General features: G+C 72.2%; 15 protein-coding genes. 8 read left to right on the top strand and 7 right to left on the bottom strand.

Annotated features, from left to right (window positions below; genetic code table 11):
* The first annotated feature begins 89 nt into the window (after positions 1-89).
* On the top strand, positions 90-1,886 hold the full coding sequence (locus BJ971_RS16670) for a carbohydrate-binding module family 20 domain-containing protein (RefSeq protein WP_184994140.1): 1,797 nt from the start codon (positions 90-92) through the stop codon (positions 1,884-1,886).
* 24 nt (positions 1,887-1,910) lie between these two features.
* Here BJ971_RS16670 and BJ971_RS16665 read toward each other — a convergent pair whose 3' ends face one another.
* Positions 1,911-2,834, bottom strand: coding sequence for a 2-hydroxyacid dehydrogenase (locus BJ971_RS16665; RefSeq protein ID WP_184994138.1), 924 nt, complete (start codon positions 2,832-2,834; stop codon positions 1,911-1,913).
* A gap of 135 nt (positions 2,835-2,969) precedes the next feature.
* Between BJ971_RS16665 and BJ971_RS16660 the strand changes: the two genes are divergently transcribed.
* Together BJ971_RS16660 and BJ971_RS16655 are read left to right on the top strand one after the other, a co-directional pair.
* Positions 2,970-4,574 (top strand): methyl-accepting chemotaxis protein, encoded by a 1,605-nt coding sequence (locus BJ971_RS16660; protein ID WP_184994136.1) that lies wholly within the window; start codon positions 2,970-2,972, stop codon positions 4,572-4,574.
* Between the two features lie 9 nt (positions 4,575-4,583).
* Positions 4,584-5,624 carry a BMP family lipoprotein gene (locus BJ971_RS16655; protein WP_184994134.1) on the top strand — a complete coding sequence of 347 codons (1,041 nt, stop codon included), beginning with the start codon at positions 4,584-4,586 and terminating at the stop codon, positions 5,622-5,624.
* On the opposite strand, the gene BJ971_RS16650 is transcribed toward BJ971_RS16655, so the two are convergent.
* Positions 5,579-6,541, bottom strand: coding sequence for a helix-turn-helix transcriptional regulator (locus BJ971_RS16650; RefSeq protein WP_184994131.1), 963 nt, complete (start codon positions 6,539-6,541; stop codon positions 5,579-5,581). The genes BJ971_RS16655 and BJ971_RS16650 overlap by 46 nt on opposite strands.
* 197 nt (positions 6,542-6,738) lie before the next feature.
* Between BJ971_RS16650 and BJ971_RS16645 the strand changes: the two genes are divergently transcribed.
* The 4 genes from BJ971_RS16645 to BJ971_RS16630 all read left to right on the top strand — a co-directional run bounded on the left by BJ971_RS16645 (position 6,739) and on the right by BJ971_RS16630 (position 12,686).
* Entirely contained in the window at positions 6,739-9,519 is a 2,781-nt protein-coding gene (locus tag BJ971_RS16645; RefSeq protein WP_184994128.1) for a family 78 glycoside hydrolase catalytic domain, read from the top strand.
* 26 nt (positions 9,520-9,545) lie between these two features.
* Positions 9,546-10,850 carry an ABC transporter substrate-binding protein gene (locus BJ971_RS16640; protein WP_184994126.1) on the top strand — a complete coding sequence of 435 codons (1,305 nt, stop codon included), beginning with the start codon at positions 9,546-9,548 and terminating at the stop codon, positions 10,848-10,850.
* A gap of 67 nt (positions 10,851-10,917) precedes the next feature.
* A complete protein-coding gene (locus BJ971_RS16635) occupies positions 10,918-11,844 on the top strand; it encodes a carbohydrate ABC transporter permease (RefSeq protein ID WP_184994124.1) in 927 nt (308 codons plus the stop codon).
* On the top strand, positions 11,841-12,686 hold the full coding sequence (locus BJ971_RS16630) for a carbohydrate ABC transporter permease (RefSeq protein ID WP_184994122.1): 846 nt from the start codon (positions 11,841-11,843) through the stop codon (positions 12,684-12,686). Before BJ971_RS16635 ends, BJ971_RS16630 begins: the two co-directional genes overlap by 4 nt.
* Here the strand turns inward: BJ971_RS16630 and BJ971_RS16625 are convergent.
* Positions 12,676-13,254, bottom strand: a complete 579-nt coding sequence (locus BJ971_RS16625) for a TIGR03086 family metal-binding protein (protein WP_184994120.1) — start codon at positions 13,252-13,254, stop codon at positions 12,676-12,678. The genes BJ971_RS16630 and BJ971_RS16625 overlap by 11 nt on opposite strands.
* Positions 13,255-13,431: 177 nt before the next feature.
* Here BJ971_RS16625 and BJ971_RS16620 point away from each other — a divergent pair, with 177 nt between their 5' ends.
* A complete protein-coding gene (locus BJ971_RS16620) occupies positions 13,432-14,892 on the top strand; it encodes an aldehyde dehydrogenase family protein (protein ID WP_184994118.1) in 1,461 nt (486 codons plus the stop codon).
* Here the strand turns inward: BJ971_RS16620 and BJ971_RS16615 are convergent.
* From BJ971_RS16615 to BJ971_RS16600, 4 genes are read right to left on the bottom strand one after another with little or no spacing between them, the layout of a single operon-like run.
* Positions 14,837-15,670 carry an ABC transporter ATP-binding protein gene (locus BJ971_RS16615; RefSeq protein WP_307837348.1) on the bottom strand — a complete coding sequence of 278 codons (834 nt, stop codon included), beginning with the start codon at positions 15,668-15,670 and terminating at the stop codon, positions 14,837-14,839. The two genes, BJ971_RS16620 and BJ971_RS16615, sit on opposite strands and share 56 nt — an antisense overlap.
* Positions 15,667-16,434, bottom strand: coding sequence for an ABC transporter permease (locus BJ971_RS16610; protein ID WP_184994116.1), 768 nt, complete (start codon positions 16,432-16,434; stop codon positions 15,667-15,669). Before BJ971_RS16610 ends, BJ971_RS16615 begins: the two co-directional genes overlap by 4 nt.
* The gene (locus tag BJ971_RS16605; protein ID WP_203709131.1) at positions 16,431-17,237 is read right to left on the bottom strand and encodes an ABC transporter permease; all 807 of its coding nucleotides are present in this window, start codon (positions 17,235-17,237) and stop codon (positions 16,431-16,433) included. Before BJ971_RS16605 ends, BJ971_RS16610 begins: the two co-directional genes overlap by 4 nt.
* Positions 17,234-18,199, bottom strand: coding sequence for an ABC transporter substrate-binding protein (locus tag BJ971_RS16600; protein ID WP_184994114.1), 966 nt, complete (start codon positions 18,197-18,199; stop codon positions 17,234-17,236). The genes BJ971_RS16605 and BJ971_RS16600 overlap by 4 nt, the downstream gene beginning before the upstream one ends.
* Positions 18,200-18,236 lie beyond the last annotated feature (37 nt).

Genomic DNA, 18,236 nt, shown 5'->3' with positions numbered 1-18,236 from the left:
GACCGTCGCTTTACCGCCGGGAAACACCCTGATAACTTCCCCCGCACTTGCGCAAGAAGTTTCAACGGTGTCCCCCTTGGAGGTCCTCCATGCGTACCCGTCAGGTCGTCGCCGTCGCGACGACCGCCGTCCTCTCCGCAGCGCTGCTGGCCGTCGGCGTCATCCGCCACGGCGACCAGGCGGAGGCCTCCACGGCATCGCCCGGCGCCAAGGACGTCATCGTCCACCTCTTCGAATGGCCGTGGGCCTCGATCGCGAGCGAGTGCACGAACACCCTCGGCCCCAAGGGCTTCGGCGGCGTGCAGGTCTCGCCGCCGCAGGAGCACGTGGTGCTGCCGGGCAGCGGCTATCCGTGGTGGCAGGACTATCAGCCGGTCAGCTACCAGCTCACCAGCCGGCGCGGCAACCGCGCGGCCTTCGCGAGCATGGTGCAGACCTGTCACGCCGCGGGCGTGAAGATCTATGTGGACGCGGTGGTCAACCACATGGCCGGCGGCACCTCCACCGGAACCGGCAGCGGCGGCTCCAGCTACAGCCACTACGCGTACCCGGCGGTGCCCTACGGCAACGACGACTTCCACCACTGCGGCCGCAACGGCAACGACGACATCGCCAACTACGGCGACCGGTGGGAGGTGCAGAACTGCGAGCTGGTCGACCTCTCCGACCTCAAGACCGAGTCGACCTACGTGCGGGGCAAGCTCACCGCGTACCTCAACGACCTGGTCGGGCTCGGCGTGGACGGGTTCCGGGTGGACGCGGCCAAGCACATGCCGCCCGGCGACATGTCGGCGTTCATCGAGCCGGTGACCGGCGACCCGTACGTCTTCTCCGAGGTCATCGAGGGCGGCTCCGGCGAGCCCGGCCCGGAGGAGTACCAGGGCTTCGGCGACGTGACCGAGTTCCGCTACGGCGACGTGGTCGGCGGCGCGTTCCAGAACGGCAGCCTGTCCAACCTCAACAACCTGGCCTCCTCGATGCGGCTGGCCAGCGGCGACGCGGTGGCCTTCGTCGACAACCACGACACCCAGCGCAACGGCCGGGCCAAGCTCACCTACAAGAACGGCTCCTCGTACGCGCTTGCCGAGGCGTTCATGATCGCGTGGCCGTACGGCGTGCCCCAGGTCATGTCCAGCTTCACGTTCTCCAACAACGACGCCGGGCCGCCCGCCTCCAGCAACGGCACCACGAACGCGGTGACCTGCGGCAGCGGCTGGCAGTGCGAGCACCGCGCGCGCACCACCGCCAACATGGTCGCCCTGCGCAACGCCGCCGCCGGCGCCGCGGTCACCAACTGGTGGACCAACGGCTCGAACCAGATCGCGTTCGGCCGCGGCAGCGCCGGATACGCCGCCTTCAACCGCTCCGGCTCGGCGCTGACCCGTACCTTCCAGACGTCGCTGCCGGCCGGCACCTACTGCGACGTGATGGCCGGGGACTTCTCCGGCGGCTCGTGCACCGGGCCCTCGTACGCGGTCAACAGCAGCGGCCAGGTGACCGCGACCGTCGCGGCCAACTCGGCGCTCGCGCTGCACATCAACGCCCGCGGCACCGGCACGACCACGCCGCCGACCAACCCGGCCGGCTGCACGACTGCGGCGACGTCGTTCGCGGCGAACGTCACCACCACGTTCGGCCAGAACGTCTTCGTCACCGGTAACACGGCGGCCCTGGGCGACTGGAACCCGGCGAGCGCGGTGGCGCTCTCGTCGGCGACCTACCCGGTGTGGACCGCGACGGTGTCGCTGCCGGGCAACACCGCGGTGCAGTACAAGTACATCAAGAAGGAGGGGTCGACGGTGATCTGGGAAAGCGACCCCAACCGCACCAGGACCACCGCCTCCGCGTCGCCCTGCACGGCGACCTGGAGCGACACCTGGCGCTGATCGCGCGCACGACGGCGGGGCCGGTCAACTTCGGAGCACGACGTTGACCGGCCCGGCGCCGTTCAGGAGCAGGTCGATCTGGCGCCGCACCAGCCGGGCCACCCGCGGCAGCATGGCGCTGGACATCCCGCCCGCGTGCGGGCTGATCAGGACGTTCGGCAGGGTGAACAGCTCGTGGTCGACGGGCAGCGGCTCGGGGTCCGTGACGTCGAGCGCGAAGCGCAGCCGCCCGGTACGGGCCTCGGCCAGGATCGCCCCGGTGTCCGCCACCCGGCCCCGCGCGACGTTCACCACGACCGCGCCGTCCGGCAGCCGGGCCAGGAAGGCCGCGTCGACCAGGTGGACGGTGTCCCCGGTCAGCGGCACCCCGACGACGACCGCCTCGCAGGACGGCAGCAGGTCCGGCAGCTCGGCGATGCCGTGCACCCGCCCGCGCTCGTCGTCGCGGGCCGTCCGCGCCACCCGGACCACGTCCACCTCGAAGGGCGCCAGCCGCGCCTCGATCGCCCGGCCCACCCCGCCCTGGCCCAGCACGAGCACCCGCCGATCCGCCAGGCTCGGGTACCAGGCGGGCTCGGGCACCCGCACCCCGGCGGCGCGGACGAAGTCACCGATCCCCCGCTGCGCCGCGAGCAGCAGCGCCAGCGCCAGCTCGGCGGTCGACGTCTCGTGCACCCCGCGGGCGTTGGCGTAGACGTGCCCCGGCGGCAGCGCCTCGGCCACCCCGTCGTAGCCGAGGTACTGCGCCTGCACCAGCCGGGTGGTCACCCCGTCCAGCAGCCGCAGGTGCGCCGAGCCCGGCACGTACGGGAGCACCACGAGATCGATCCGGGGCGACGGCGCCGGCGCGGTCATGTCCCACCGCAGCAGCTCGACCCCCGGCGGTACGGTGCCGAGCGCTCCGGCGAGCCGGGCACCGGGAAGGCTGACACTCAGCTCGTCGTCCATCTGTTCCTCCGCACCTCGACGTGATGCATTCTTCACCCGGGCCCCTAAGCAAACTCTCAGGTGGCCTACCCGGGAACCGATTACGCAGACCGGACGGCATCCGCCGCCCGGCTCACTCGGGAAAAGGACATCGACGTGCGGCGGTTCACCATCGGCGCCCGGCTCTCCGGAACCTTCGCCGCGGTCCTCCTGCTCCTGCTCGGCGTCGCCGCTATGGCGTTCGCCACGATCGTGGACCAGCGCGCCTCGGCGAACGACGTGCGCCGGCTCGCGGTCGTCACTCGGCAGGCCGAGGAGATCAAGACTCACGCCGCGACGCTGAACGGCTGGCAGGCGGGCTACATCAACGACATCTACCGCCTCGGCGCCGCGCGGGCGCTGGGCGGGGACTCGGTCGCGTACAAGGCCTGGCGGCAGGAGCGGGACAGGTTCCAGCAGTTCCTCGGCCAGGTGGACGCCGGCGCGTTCACCTCCGCTGAGCGCGCCCTGTTCGACCAGGTGCGCACCGAGCTGGACGCCTACGTCAAGGTCGACGCGAAGCTGGTGGCCGCGTACAAGCCGGGCACGCCGCAGGCGCTGTGGCGCGCCGACCAGATCGCCATCTACGACAGCTGGAACAGCTACTACCGGATCATGGTGGCGGCGCAGAAGCTCGCCGGCTCGGTCGACGCGCGCAGCGTGGAGGCCGTCCGGCAGTCCGCCGACGACGCCACCCGGGCGCAGTGGGTGATCGGCGTGGCGAGCGCGCTCGCGCTGCTGCTCGGCGCGGCCTCCGCGTTCGTGGTGACCCGCAGCATCGTCCGGCCGATCGGCGCCGCCCGCGACTCGCTGCGCGAGGTCGCCGGCGGTGACCTGACCGGCGTGCAGGCCGACGACGGGCGCGACGAGGTGGCCCAGATGTCGGTCGCCCTCGGCCAGGCCGTCACCGCGGTGCGCACCATCGTCTCGGACGTCGCCGAGCAGGCGGACGCGCTGGCCCGGACCTCCACGGAGCTGGACGCCGTCTCCGGCGCCTTCGCCCGGGCGATCGGCGACACTTCCGACCAGGCCGGCCTGGTCGCGGTCGCCGCCGACGACGTGAGCCGCAACGTCGACACGATGGCCGCCGGCTCCGAGCAGATGGGTGTCTCGATCGAGGAGATCTCCCGCAACGCCACCGACGCCGCCAACGTGGCCGCCGAGGCCGTCACCGCCGCGGCGGAGGCGAACCGGACCGTCGCGAGCCTCGGCACGTCGTCGTCGGCGATCGGCGACGCGGTACGGCTGATCACCTCGATCGCCGGACAGACCAACCTGCTCGCGCTCAACGCCACCATCGAGGCGGCCCGGGCCGGCGAGATGGGCAAGGGTTTCGCCGTCGTCGCGGGCGAGGTCAAGGACCTGGCGCAGGAGAGCGCCCGGGCGGCCGAGCAGATCGACGCCCTGGTGAAGGCGATCCAGGGCGACACCGAGGCCGCGGTCACCGCGATCGGGCACATCGGCGGGGTCATCGCCCGGATCAGCGACTACCAGACGAGCATCGCCGGCGCGGTGGAGGAGCAGACCGCCACCACCGGCGAGATGAACCGGGGCGCGCTCGCCGCGTCCAGCGGCACCGCGACCATCGCCGAGAACATCCGCTCGGTCGCCGCCGCCACCTCGGCCACCTCCGCCGACATCGTCCGTTCCCGCGAGGCCGCCGCCGAGCTGACCCGCATGTCCACCAAACTGCGCGACGCCGTCGAGCAGTTCCGGTACTGAGGAATGCAGATGCGTAAGAAGATCACCGCAGCACTGGCCGTCCTCGCGATCGCCACCCTGTCGGCGTGCGCCGCCGCACCGGCCGCCGTCTCCACCCAGACGCTGACCGGCCTCGGCAGCGAGAGCATCCGGGTCGGCATCGCCTACGACAGCGCGGGACGCGGCGACAAGAGCTTCAACGACGCCGCCGGCATGGGCATGGACCGGGCGCGCAAGGAGCTGCTGGTCGAGGCGACCGAGCTGACCGCCAAGGCGGAGACCGACGAGGGCCGCACCGCGACCCTGCGCGAGCTGGCGCAGGGCGGCAACAACCCGGTGATCGCCGTCGGCTTCCTCTACGCGGGTGCGATCGGCACCGTCGCCAAGGAGTACCCCGGCACGCTGTTCGCCATCATCGACGACTCCTCCGTCGAGGCCAGGAACGTGGTCTCCCTGCTCTTCTCCGAGGAGCAGGGCTCCTACCTGGTCGGCGTCGCCGCGGCCAAGGCGTCGAAGAAGGGCCGGGTCGGCTTCGTCGGCGGCGTGGCGGTCCCGCTGATCAAGAAGTTCGAGGCGGGCTACATCGCCGGCGCGCGCAGCGTCGACCCCGGCGTCCGCGTCGACGTGCGCTACCTGAGCGCGCCGCCCGACTTCAGCGGCTTCGGCTCACCCGACAAGGGCAAGGCGGCCGCCGAGCGCATGCTCGCGGGCGGCGCGGACGTGGTCTACTCCGCGGCGGGCGGCTCCGGCGCAGGGGTGTTCGAGGCCGTGGCGGCCGCGCCCGGCACCTGGGCCATCGGCGTGGACTCCGACCAGTACGCCAGCGCCGCCGAGGCGGTGAAGCCGCAGATCCTCACGTCGATGCTCAAGCGGGTCGACAACGGCGTGTTCCAGGAGATCCAGGCGTTCATCAAGGGCGACCGGTCGGGCGGCGTGAAGCGCTACGACCTCGAGGTCGACGGCGTCGGGTACGCGACCTCGAACCCGGCCCTCAAGCCGTACCAGGCCACGATGGAGGCGGCGCGTTACCGCATCCTCGCGGGCTCGGTGAAGGTGCCCACGACGCCCTGACGCGGCTTGGGCGCGTCGGCCCAGGACCGTAGGCGCACCGAGTTGTGCGCGAACCGGGTGCGGTACGCCGACGCGCTCAGCCCGTAGTGCGCCCGGAACCGGCGGGCGAAGTAGTTCTGGTCCGGCCAGCCCACCGACTCCCCGATCCGGCTGATCGCGTCGTCGGTGTGCAGCAGCCGCGCCGCCGCAACCTCCACGCGGTGCCGCGACAGGTACGCCATCGGCGGGAGCCCGGTCGCGGACTTGAAGAGCCGGACCAGGTAGCCCGGGGCCAGGTGCAGCGCCTCGGCCAGCTCGGTGAGCGTCCAGTGGTGTGCCGGCCGGGCCTCCATCATCCGCATCGCGTCGACGACCGCCGGGTGTGTCTGGCCGGCGCCGGCCTCCACGCCGCCCGCGACCGCCCGGGCGACGCAGCTGAGGAAGAGCGAGAGCCGGCCGATGATGTCGCCGCGGTGCATGCTGACCGGGCGGAACCGCAGCCGGTCGAGCGCGTCCAGGTGCTCGACGGCCTCGGCGAGGACCGCCGGGCCCAGCCGCGCGGTCAGGATGCCGCGCCGCTGGTCGGAGTACGGCCCGGTCCAGAGCAGGTAGCCCAGCAGCGGATCGGCCCGGGTCCAGGCCAGTTCGCGCTGCAACAGCTCGGTGGAGAAGCAGCAGTTGTAGAGGTCGAGCCGAGCGCAGTCCTCGTAGCCGTGCCACACGCCGGGGCGCAGCAGCACGACGTCGCCGATCTCGAGGTGCTGGCGGCCGGCCAGGCTGTGGTGCACGCCCGAGCCGCCGGTCATCACGGCCACCTCGACGAAGCTGTGCGTGTGCACGGGGTGCATCCCCTCGTGCAGATAATGCCCCGCGTAGGCCAGCGAGCCGTCGGAGAAGTACAGCATCGCGTGCGAGTTCTCCACGGGCGGATCGGCCATCCGCCGACACTACGACACCGCCGGGATTCCAGCCCCAGGTGAATTTCGTGCTACCACCGGTGCACTGCGGGCTATGCCGCGACCGGCGGCGGTCGCAGGATCGGGGTGCGGACGAAATATCCTCGCCACCTCGCCGAAACCTCTGTCCCGGCATTCCGCGGTGCCGCGATTGAATCGTTTCAGCACTGGAGAAGCCCATGTCACCTGCCGCCGCCCCCGTGGGCATCCGCTTCGAACACCACGCCGCCGACGGCACCGTGCTCGGCATCGGCGTCCCCGCGCCGCGCCTGTCCTGGTACGTGCCGGCCGCCGGTGACGACTTCCGGCAGTGCGCGTACCAGGTCGAGATCGTCCGGGCGGGCCGCCCGGTCGAGCTGACCACGGTCGACGGCGACGCGCAGGTCCTGGTGCCCTGGCCCGGCGCGCCGCTGGCACCGCGCGAATCGGCGCGGGTCAGGATCCGGGTCTGCGGGCCCGGCGAGGTGTGGAGCGGATGGAGCGGGCACGCCGTCGTCGAGGCCGGCCCGGACGACTGGGCCGCCCGCTTCATCAGCCCCGCGACCCTCGGCGGGCAGGGCGCGCCGGCGCCCGTGCTGACCGGCACCGTCGTGCTGCCGCGCGACATCGTCCGGGCCCGGCTCTACGCCACCGCGCACGGCGTCTACCTCGCCGAGCTCAACGGCGCGCGGGTCGGCGACCACGAGCTGGCGCCCGGCTGGAGCAGCTACCAGCACCGGCTGCGCTACCAGGCCTACGACGTCACCAGCCTGGTCCGGCCCGGCGAGAACCGCCTCGACGTGCTGCTCGGCAACGGCTGGTGGCGCGGCCGGCTCGGCTTCCAGGGCCGCCGCGGCCTCTACGGCGACCGGCTCGCCCTGCTCGCCCAGCTCGAGGTGACCACCGCGGACGGCGCGGTGCACCGGCTGGTCACCGACGACTCCTGGACCGCGGCCGAGAGCGGCGTGCTCGCCGACGACCTCTACGACGGCCAGCGCACCGACCTGCGGCCGCGCGCGGCCGCCACCGGCCCGGTCGAGGTCATCGACGCCGACCTCGGCCTGCTGGTCGCGCCCGACGGCCCGCCCGTGCGGGTCACCGGCACGGTTCCCGCGGTCCGGGTCTGGACGTCGCCCGCCGGCCGGACCCTCGCGGACTTCGGCCAGAACCTGGTCGGCCGGATCCGGCTGCGGGTACGCGGCCTGTCCGCCGGCGACGAGGTCGTGCTGCGCCACGCCGAGGTGCTCGAGGACGGCGAGCTGGGCGTGCGGCCGCTGCGCACCGCGGAGGCGACCGACGCGTACCTGGTGGCCGGGCCGCAGGAGGTGGTGCTCGAGCCGGCGCTGACCCTGCACGGCTTCCGCTACGCCGAGGTGACCGGCGTGCCCGGCCTGCGCGCCGAGGACCTGCACGCCGTCGTCATCGGCTCGGACCTGCGCCGCACCGGTTGGTTCTCCTCGTCGCACGAGCTGCTCAACCGCTTCCACGAGAACGTCGTGTGGGGCATGCGCGGCAACTTCGTCGACGTGCCGACGGACTGCCCGCAGCGCGACGAGCGGCTCGGCTGGACCGGCGACATCCAGGTCTTCTCCCCCACCGCGGCCTTCCTGTACGACAGCGCCGGCCTGCTGACCGGATGGCTCAAGGACCTCGCCGCCGAGCAGCAGAAGGACGGCTCGGTGCCGTTCGTGATCCCCGACGTGCTGCGCCGGCCCGGCCCGGCGACCGCAGCCTGGGGTGACGCGGCCACCATCGTCCCCTGGGTGCTCTACCGGCGCACCGGCGACCTCGGCCTGCTGGAGCGCCAGCTGCCGAGCATGCGCGCCTGGGTGGACCGGGTCGCCGAGCTGGCCGGGCCGGACCGGATCTGGGCCGGCGGCTTCCAGTTCGGCGACTGGCTGGACCCGGCCGCGCCGCCGGAGTCGCCGTTCCAGGCCCGGGCCGACCCCGACGTCATCGCCACCGCGCACCTGGCCCGGTCGGCCGAGATCGTCGCGCGCGCCGCCGAGCTGCTCGGCGACGCCGCCGGCGCCCGGCGCTACGACCTGCTCGCCGCGCAGGTCCGTGCCGCGTTCGCCCGCGAGTACGTGACCACGTCCGGCCGGGTGCTCGGCGACGCCGCGACGACGTACGCGCTGGCGTTGCAGTGGTCGCTGCTGCCGTCGGAGGCGCAGCGGCGCCGCGCCGGGCGGCGGCTGGCCGACCTCGTGCGGGTGGCCGGCTTCCGGATCGGCACCGGCTTCGTCGGCACGCCGCTGATGACCGACGCGCTGACCGACGCGGGCGAGCCCGAGCTGGCGTACCGGCTGCTGTTGCAGACCGGCTGCCCGTCGTGGCTCTACCCGGTGACGATGGGCGCGACGACCGTCTGGGAACGCTGGGACAGCATGCTGCCGGACGGCTCGGTCAACCCCGGCGAGATGACGTCGTTCAACCACTACGCGCTCGGCGCGGTCGCCGACTGGCTGCACCGCCGGGTCGCCGGGCTGGCACCGGCCGCGCCGGGCTACCGGCGGCTGCTCGTGCGGCCGGTGCCGAACTGCCGGCTCACCTTTGCGCAGGCCCGGCACCTGACGCCGTACGGGGAGGCCGCGGTCTCCTGGCAGCGCGCCGACGGGCGGCTGACGCTGCGGGTGACCGTGCCCGTCGGCGCGCGGGCGGAGGTGCACGTGCCCGGCGCGGACCCCGTCGAGGTGCGGCACGGCGCACACGAGTGGACCGTCGCCGACCCGTGCTCAACGCAACCCGTCCTGTCCACCGAGCCGACGATCCGCGAGGTCATGGACGACGAGGCCGCGTGGGATCAGGTGGTCGCCGCGGCCGGCGCCGCCGGCTTCGGCGACGAGGCGGACCTGGCCGGCCGGCTCGCGGCCTACCTGGACACCCCCGCGACCGGCCTGGCCGACGCCGCTACCGCGGGCGGGTTCGCGCCCGGCACCGCCGAGCTGCGCGCCCGCCTGGAGAACCTGCCCTTCCTGTAAATCGTTTCACTTCCCCGGAGGTCCCCATGAGATTCCGTCAATTGATAATGCTCGCCGCCGCGTCCCTTGTCCTCTCCGCGTGCAGCGCCGGCAGCCTCGGCTCCAGCGACGACGAGGGCGGCGAGGTGTCGCTGTCCTTCCTGGTCGACAACTCCGAGGACGGCGTCCGGATCGGCGAACGGCTCGCCAAGGACTTCACCGCCGCCAACCCGGCCATCACCGTGAAGGTCGAGACCCGGCCGCAGGGCACCGAGGGCGACAACCTGGTCAAGACGCGGCTGTCCACCGGCGACATGACCGACGTGTTCCAGTACAACTCCGGGTCGCTGTTCCAGGCCCTCGCGCCGCAGAAGAACCTGGTGGCCCTCGACGACGCGTGGACCGGACAGCTCGACGAGAACTTCAGGACCACGGTGTCCAGCGACGGCAAGGTGTACGGCGCCCCGTGGGGCGGCTTCATCGCCGGCGCCGTGATGTACAACCGGGCCGTCTACGCCAAGCTCAACCTCCAGGTCCCGAAGACCTGGAGCGAGTTCATGGCGAACAACGCCAAGATCAAGGCGGCCGGGACCGCGCCGGTGATCCAGACCTACCAGGACACCTGGACCTCGCAGCTGTTCGTGCTCGGCGACTTCCACAACGTCTCGGCCGCCGAACCGGACTTCGCCGAGAAGTACACGAAGAACCAGGCCAAGTACGCCACGTCGGCGGCGGCGATCAAGGGCTTCCAGCACCTGCAGGAGGTGCACGACGCCGGCTACCTGAACAAGGACTTCGCGTCGGCCAAGTTCGACGACGGGCTGAAGAAGCTGGCGCAGGGCGAGGGCGCGCACTACCCGATGCTGTCCTCGGCGATCAGCACCATCGTGGCCAACTACCCGGACAAGGCCAAGGACGTCGGCCTGTTCGCCATCCCGAGCGACGACCCGGCCCGCAACGGCCTGACGGTCTGGTCACCGGCCGGCGTCTACATCCCCACCTCCACGCAGGGCGCCAAGCTGGACGCGGCCAAGAAGTTCCTCGCCTTCATCGCCAGCCCCGCCGGCTGCGCGTCCACCGGCGCCGCCAGCCCGCCGGTCGGCCCGTACGCGGTAAAGGGCTGCGCGCTGCCGGCCGACGTCACCCAGGTGGCCAAGGACACCCAGCCGTACCTCGACCGCCAGGGCGGCTCCAGCCTGGCGCTGGAGTTCCTGTCCCCGATCAAGGGCCCGGCGCTCGAGCAGATCACCGTCGAGGTGGGCTCCGGCATCCGCAAGGCCGCCGACGGCGCGGCGCTCTACGACAAGGACGTGCGGAAGCAGGCCCAGCAGCTCGGGCTCGAGGGCTGGTAGGAACCGCCGTGGCGCCCCGGCCCGCCGTCGACGACGACGGGCCGGGTACGCCGCCAGGGAGGAACGCATGGCGACGACAACCATCGACAAGACGCCGGCCACACCCCGGGCCGCGGCCGGGCCGGGACCGCGCCGCCGGGCCCGCAGCCCGTACCCGTACTGGTTCTACCTGCCGGCGGCGGTGATCTACGGCCTGCTGTTCGTCGTCCCGACCGTCACCGCGTTCTACTTCAGCCTGACCCGCTGGACCATCTTCGACTCCCAGTTCATCGGCTTCGACAACTACGTCACGTTCTTCCGCGAGCCGGCGCTGGTCTCCGGCCTGACCCACACGCTGATCTACGCGGTGGTCACCTCAGCCGCCAAGGTCGTGCTCGGCATGCTGCTGGCGCTGCTGCTCACCTCGCGGATCGTGGGGCGCGGCTTCCTGCGCTCGGTGGTGTTCTTCCCGGTGCTGGTCAGCACCATCGGGGTCGGCCTCACGTTCACCGTGCTGATGAATCCGGATCAGGGCCTGATCAACGACGCGCTCGGCGTCGTCGGCATCGACGGGCCCGCCTGGCTCACCGATCCGAGGTACGCCCTGCTCTCGGTCGCCCTCGTCGACGTCTGGAAGGGCGTCGGGCTGGCCACGGTCATCTACATCGCCGGAATCGTGTCCATCCCGACCGAGTACTTCGAGGCCGCCCGGGTCGACGGCGCGGGCGCCTGGGACAACTTCCGGCGGATCATCCTGCCGCTGGCCCGCCCCGCGACGGTCACCGTGATCCTGCTGTCGCTGATCGGCGGCCTGCGCTCGTTCGACCTGATCTGGGCGATGACCCGCGGCGGGCCGGGCTTCACCTCCGACGTCATCGCGTCGGTCATCTACAAGCAGTACCAGGCCGGCTTCTACGGCCTGTCCACCGCGGGCAACGTCGTGCTGTTCCTGGTGGTGACCGCGATCGTGTTCCCGCTGTCGCGGTGGCTCAACCGCAAGGAGGTCGACCTGTGAGCGCCGCGCCGAACCGCAGGCCACGGCCGAACTACCTGCTCAGCGCCGTCGCGATCGTCGCGGCGCTCGTCGTCTTCGTGGTGCCGTTCGTGTTCATCGTGCTGACCGCGGTGAAGGACCGCCGCCAGGCGGCCGAGTTCGACTTCTCCTGGCCGCAAGGGTTCCACCTGGTGCGGAACCTCGTCGACGTGGTGCAGGCCCGCGACTACCTGCTGATCATCGCCTACATCAACAGCACCATCCTGACCGTCGCCAGCGTGACCATCATGGCGGTCACCTCGGCCATGGTCGCGTACGTGCTGCAACGCCGGCGCGGCCGGTGGAACGGCCTGGTCAACTTCCTGGTGCTGTCCGGGCTGATCATCCCGCCGGCGGTGGTGCCGACCATCTGGGTGCTCCAGCGCCTCGGCCTGTTCCGCACGATGTCCGGCCTGATCCTGGTGGAGGTGGCGTTCGGCCTGGCCTTCTGCGTGCTGCTGTTCCGGGCGTTCATCGCGGCGATCCCCCGCGAGCTGGACGAGGCCGCGATCATCGACGGCGCCGGCCCGGTCCGGCTCTTCTTCCAGGTGATCTTCCCGCTGCTGCGCCCGGTCATCGTGACGGTGGTCCTGGTGCAGTCGGTCTTCGTCTACAACGACTTCGTCAACCCGCTGTACTTCCTGCCCGGCGAGCAGAACGCCACAGTGCAGCTGACGCTCTACAACTTCAACAGCCAGTTCAACACCCAGTACAACCTGCTGTTCATGGACATCCTGCTGATCACGATCCCGCCCCTGCTGATGTTCGTGGCCTTCAACCGCCAGATCGTCGCCGGCATGACCGCCGGCGCGATCAAGGGCTGACCCAGTGCGGGTCGCGGCCCAGGTAGCGGAGCAGCTCGGCAGCGGCGCCGCCGGTGCCGTCGGAGGTGAGCTCGGGGGCGTAGGCGCCGTAGCCGCGCAGGGGCTCGACGATCGCGCGGGCCACGGGCAGCAGCAGCGCCGCCAGGTCGTCGCCGAGCGGCGAGGGGCGGCCGGCCGCGGCCGCGACGTCCCAGGCGTGCACGGCCGCGTCGAGTGCGGCGGCGCCGGCCGCCGTCCCGGCCGGCAGCGCGCCCTGCGGCAGCGGGGTCGGCGTCGTGCCGGCCGGGTCGACGGTGGCGAAGGCGGCGGCCGACGCGGCGAGGGCCGGCTCGACCAGGTCGGCCGGGTCGCCCGTCAGCACGCCGGACGGGGCGAACGGGTTCTCCGCCGGGCCGCCCCGGCCGGTGATCGACGCGGCGTAGGCGAGCTGGTCGCCGGCCGCGTGCTGGAGGACCTGGGTGACGTTCCACTGCGAGCAGGGTGTCGGGCGGGCGAGGTCGGCGGCGGTCAGTGCGGCGGTCGCGTCGCGCAGCAGGCTGTGCGCGCTGTCCAGGATCGTCCAGTTCATCGTTCCTCCAAGCGTCCCATCGGAACGGAATAAACCGTTCCGTAACTTGAATCGTAGCGGAACGCTCCGTTCCGCACAAGGAAGTGTTGACCGGGCCATCCGGCGGCACTAGCGTTTCCCCCAGATTCGGGCCGAACATGTGTTCGCATACCGAACATCTCCCCGGGAGGTTGCCCCGTGACCGAGACCAGGAACCTGCTCATCGGTGGCGCGGAGGTAGCCGCCGCGGACGGGCGGACCACCGAGGACCTCAACCCGCACACCGGCGGCGTCGTGGCCCGGGTCGCCGCCGCCGCACCGGTCGACGTGACCCGCGCCGTCGACGCGGCCGCCGACGCCTTCGCCGGCTGGGCCGGCACCGCGCCCACCGAGCGCCGGCGCGTCCTGACCCGCGCCGGCGACCTGCTCGAGGAGCGCGCCGCCGACGCCGCGGCGCTGATGGCGAGCGAGACCGGCGGCACGCTGGGCTGGTCGCTGTTCAACGCCGGCCTCGCCGCCGCCATGTTCCGGGAGGCGGGCGCCCTGGCCACGCTGCCGGTCGGCGAGGTGCTGGCCGGCGCCGATCCGGGCGCGCTGTCGCTGGCGATCCGGCAGCCGGCGGGGGTGGTCGCCGCGTTCGCGCCGTGGAACGCGCCGCTGATCCTCGGCGTCCGCGCGGTCGCCGCGCCGCTCGCCGCCGGGAACTCCGTCGTCCTCAAGGCCAGCGAGGAGGCGCCGCTGGCCTGCGCGCTGTTCGTCGCCGAGGTGCTGCGCGACGCCGGGCTGCCGCCCGGCGTGCTCAACGTGCTGACAAACGACCGCGCCGACGCGGCGGCGGTCGCCGAGGCGCTGATCGGCGACCGGCGGGTGCGCCGGGTCAACTTCACCGGCTCGACCGGCGTCGGCCGGCGCATCGGCCAGCTCGCCGCCCGGTACCTGACGCCGGCGGTCCTCGAGCTCGGCGGCAAGAACTCGGTGCTGGTCCTCGACGACGCCGACCTGGACTACGCGGTCAACGCCGTCGCGTTCGCCGCCTACGCGAACTCGGGGCAGATCTGCATGTCCGCCGACCGGGTGCTGGTGCACCGCTCGATCGCCGACGAGTTCGCCGCGCGGCTCGCCGAGAAGGCCAAGGGCCTGCCCGGCGGCGACCCGACGGACCCGCACACCGTGATCGGGCCGCTGATCAACGCCGAGGCGGCGAGCCGGGTGGCCGGGCTGGTCGACCAGGCCGCGGCGAGCGGCGCCCGGGTGCTCACCGGCGGCGGCACGCCGGACGGCGCGCACTACCCGGCGACCGTGCTCGCCGGCGTGACCCCGGACATGCTCATACACACCGAGGAGATCTTCGGCCCGGTTGCCACCGTGCTGACTGTTGAGGACGAGGACCACGCGATCGAGATCGCCAACGACAGCCCGTACGGGCTGACCGCCGGGGTGCTGACCCGGGACCTCAACCGCGGCTTCGGCGTCGCCCGGCGGCTGCGGACCGGCATCGCGCACGTCAACGACCAGTGCGTCGACGACGACCCGACCGCGCCCTTCGGCGGCGTCGGCGACTCCGGCTACGGCCGGTTCGGCGGCCGCGCCGGCGTCGAGGCCTTCACCGATCTGCGCTGGATAACTCTCCAGCAGCGCCCGAAGCAGTTCCCGTTCTAGCCTTCGCGGCCTGAATTTGCGCGTAGACGTGGGCGCGCTGTGCGGTGAAGCGCGGGTCGGCGCGGGTGTGCAGCTGGTCGCGCTCGGCCGGGAGGTCGACGGTCAGCTCGTCCTGCACGACCGTCGGCGAGGCCGACAGCATCAGGACCCGCTGTCCGAGGTAGACGGCCTCGTCGATGTCGTGCGTGACGAACAGGATGGTCACCCCGAGCCGCCGCCACAGCGACCGGACCAGGTCCTCCAGGTCAGCCCGGGTCTGCGCGTCGACCGCCGCGAACGGCTCGTCCATGAGCAGGATCGTCGGCTCGTACGCCACCGCACGGGCGATCGCGACGCGCTGCTGCATGCCGCCGGAGAGCTGCCACGGGTACGCGGACTCGGTGCCGTCCAGGCCGACCGAGGCCAGCGCCTCGGCCACCAGTTCGCGCCGCCGGGACCGGGGCATCTTCTTGCGCCGCAGCGGCAGCTCCACGTTGTCGCGCACGCTCATCCACGGGAACAGGCTGCGGCCGTACTCCTGGAAGACGACCGCCATGCCCGGCGGCGGGCCGGCGACCGGGCCGCCGTCGACGAACACCTCGCCGCCGGTCGGCTCCAGCAGGCCCGCGACGCACCGCAGCAGGGTGGTCTTGCCGCAGCCGGACGGGCCGACCAGGCAGACCAGCTCACCGGCCTCGACGGTGAACGTGAGGTCGCGCAGCGCCTCCACCTCTCGGCTGCCGGAGCGGTAGACCTTGCGCAGGCCGTCGACCTTGAGCATCGCGTCGTCCTTTCTCACGACCGGCGCTGCGCGTCGCGCAGGCCGTGATACCAGGCAAGTGTGTAACGCTCGCCGAGCCGGAACAACTCGGCCAGCAGGAAGCCCAGGAGCCCGAGCAGGATGATTCCGCTCCACATCTCCGGGATCGCGAAGCTGCGCTGGAACTGCACGATGGTGAAGCCCAGGCCGTTGCTGGCGGCGAACATCTCGCTGATCACCATCAGGATGATCGCGATGGACAGCGCCTGGCGCAGCCCCGCGAAGATCTGCGGCGACGCCGACGGAAGCACCAGGTACCGCAGGCGCGCCGCGCCGGTGACGCCGTACGCGCGGGTGGTGTCGCTGAGCACGCCGTCGATGGCCCGGACGCCCTCGACGGTGTTGAGCAGCACCGGCCAGACACAGCCGGTGACGATCACGATGACCTTCATGCCGTTGCCGATGCCGGCGAACAGCATGATCACCGGGACCAGCACGGGCGGCGGGATGGCCCGGAAGAACTCCAGCACCGGCTCGAAGGCGGCGCGCAGCCGCGGGTTCATGCCGATCGCGACGCCCAGCGCGATGCCGAGCACCGCCGCCAGCAGGTAGCCGGCGCCGAGGCGGGCCAGGCTGGGCAGCACGTCGGTGCGCAGCCGCTCGGGCGTCCAGGTGTCCGCGAACGCGACCATGATCTGGCGCAGCGGCGGCGCGTAGAAGTTCTCGCTGTTCGCGCTGGCCGCGTACCAGGTGGCGAAGAGGACGACCGGCAGGCCGAGGACGAGCAGGAGCCGTTTGATCATGCCGGGATCTCCCCGCGTACGGACTGGTGCCAGGACAGGAAGTGCCGCTCGGCGGCGCGGGCGCCGATGTTGATGGTGACGCCGAGCAGGCCGGTCACCACGATCAGGGCGTACATCGTGGGGATCGCGTTGGAGGTCTGTGCGACCGCGATGACCGCGCCGAGGCCGGGCGCGCCGATGATCATCTCGGCGGTGACCGCGAGCACCAGGGCGACCGCGGCGGCGAGCCGGACGCCGGTGAAGACGTACGGCAGCGCGGTCGGCCAGAGCACGTGGCGTACCCGGGCGAACGCGCCGAGGCGGAAGCTGCGGGCGGTCTCGTCGGCGACCGGGTCGACGTCGGCCACGCCGTACAGGACCTGGACGAGGACCTGCCAGAACGCCGCGTAGACGACGAGCAGCAGGCTGGAGCCGAGGTCCGAGCCGTACAGCAGGACGGCGAGCGGGATCAGCGCGACCGACGGGATCGGCCGCAGGAACTCCACCGTCGAGGCGGTGACGGCGCGCAGCACGGGCACCGCGCCGATCAGGATGCCGACGGCGACGCCGGCCGCGACCGCGATGGCCAGGCCGGCCGCCCACGCGGTCAGGGTGTCTCCGACGGCCACCCAGAACGGGCCGGTCGCCGCCTCGTCGGCGAGCGCGGCGAGGATGCGGCTGGTCGGCGGCAGGTAGTCCGCGGACACCAGGCCGGTCCGGGGCAGCACCTCGACGAGCACGAGCAGCCCGGCAAGGCCGGAGAGGCCGAGCAGCGCCCGGCCTCCCCTGAACGTCCGCGGCGCTGCCGCGTCCGGTGCGGTCACGGCAGGATCTTGGACAGGTCGGGGGTCGCGCTGCCGAAGATACCGTCCTTGGCGCCCAGGTCGGCGAGGGTCTGCACGGACGGCTTGTTGATCTCGGTAGGCCACTTCGGCAGGGTGAGCGACGCGATGACCTTCGGATCGATCTTCGTGTATGTCGCCAGCACGGCCCGCACCTCGTCGGGGTGCGCGTCGGCGTAGGCGAGCGACTCGTTGACACCCTCGGTGAAGCGCTTGACCAGGTCGGGGTCGTCGGCGATGAGCTTGGTCGAGGCGAAGTACCCGGCCACGGTCAGGTTCGGCGCGGCGTCGACGAAGTTCCACGCCACGGCCCGGCCGCCCGCGGCGGTCACGACCGACAGCCACGGCTCGACCACCCAGGCGGCGTCGACCTGCCCGTTCTCGACGGCGGCCGGCATGTTGGGCAGCGGCATCTCGACGAAGTTGATCCCGCTCGGATCGCCGCCTGCCTTGCGCACCGACTCGCGCACGGTGGTGTCGCCGATGTTCTTCAGGGTGTTGACGGCGATCTTCTTGCCGGCCAGGTCGGCGGCCTTGGTGATCGGGCTGTCCTTGCGCACCGCCACGGCGCCGAAGTCCTTGCCGGCCTCGCCGGTCGACGCGACGCCGTTGGCCACGACCTTGACCGGCACGTTCTTGGTCTGCGCGATCATCAGCGAGGTCATGTTGCTGAAGCCGAACTGGAACTGGCCGCTGACCACGCCGGGCACGATGGCCGCGCCGCCCTGGCCGCTCTCCATGGTCAGCTCGATGTTGCGGGTCTTGAAGAAACCCTTCTGCTGTCCGAGGTAGATCGGCGCGACGTCGACGATCGGGATGACCCCGACCTTGACCTGCGTGATCCCCCCGGCGGCCGGGGTGTCGCCGTCGTCGGACGAGCCGCAGCCCGCCGCCCCGCCTGCGACCAGGGCGAGCACGGCCATCCCCGCGATGAACCGGCGCATATCAGGACCTCCTAATGGAAGCTGTAAATCATGGGGG

The sequence above is a fragment of the Amorphoplanes digitatis genome (genome assembly GCF_014205335.1).
GTDB lineage: Bacteria > Actinomycetota > Actinomycetes > Mycobacteriales > Micromonosporaceae > Actinoplanes > Actinoplanes digitatus.
This window is presented reverse-complemented; position numbering and strand designations above follow the sequence as displayed.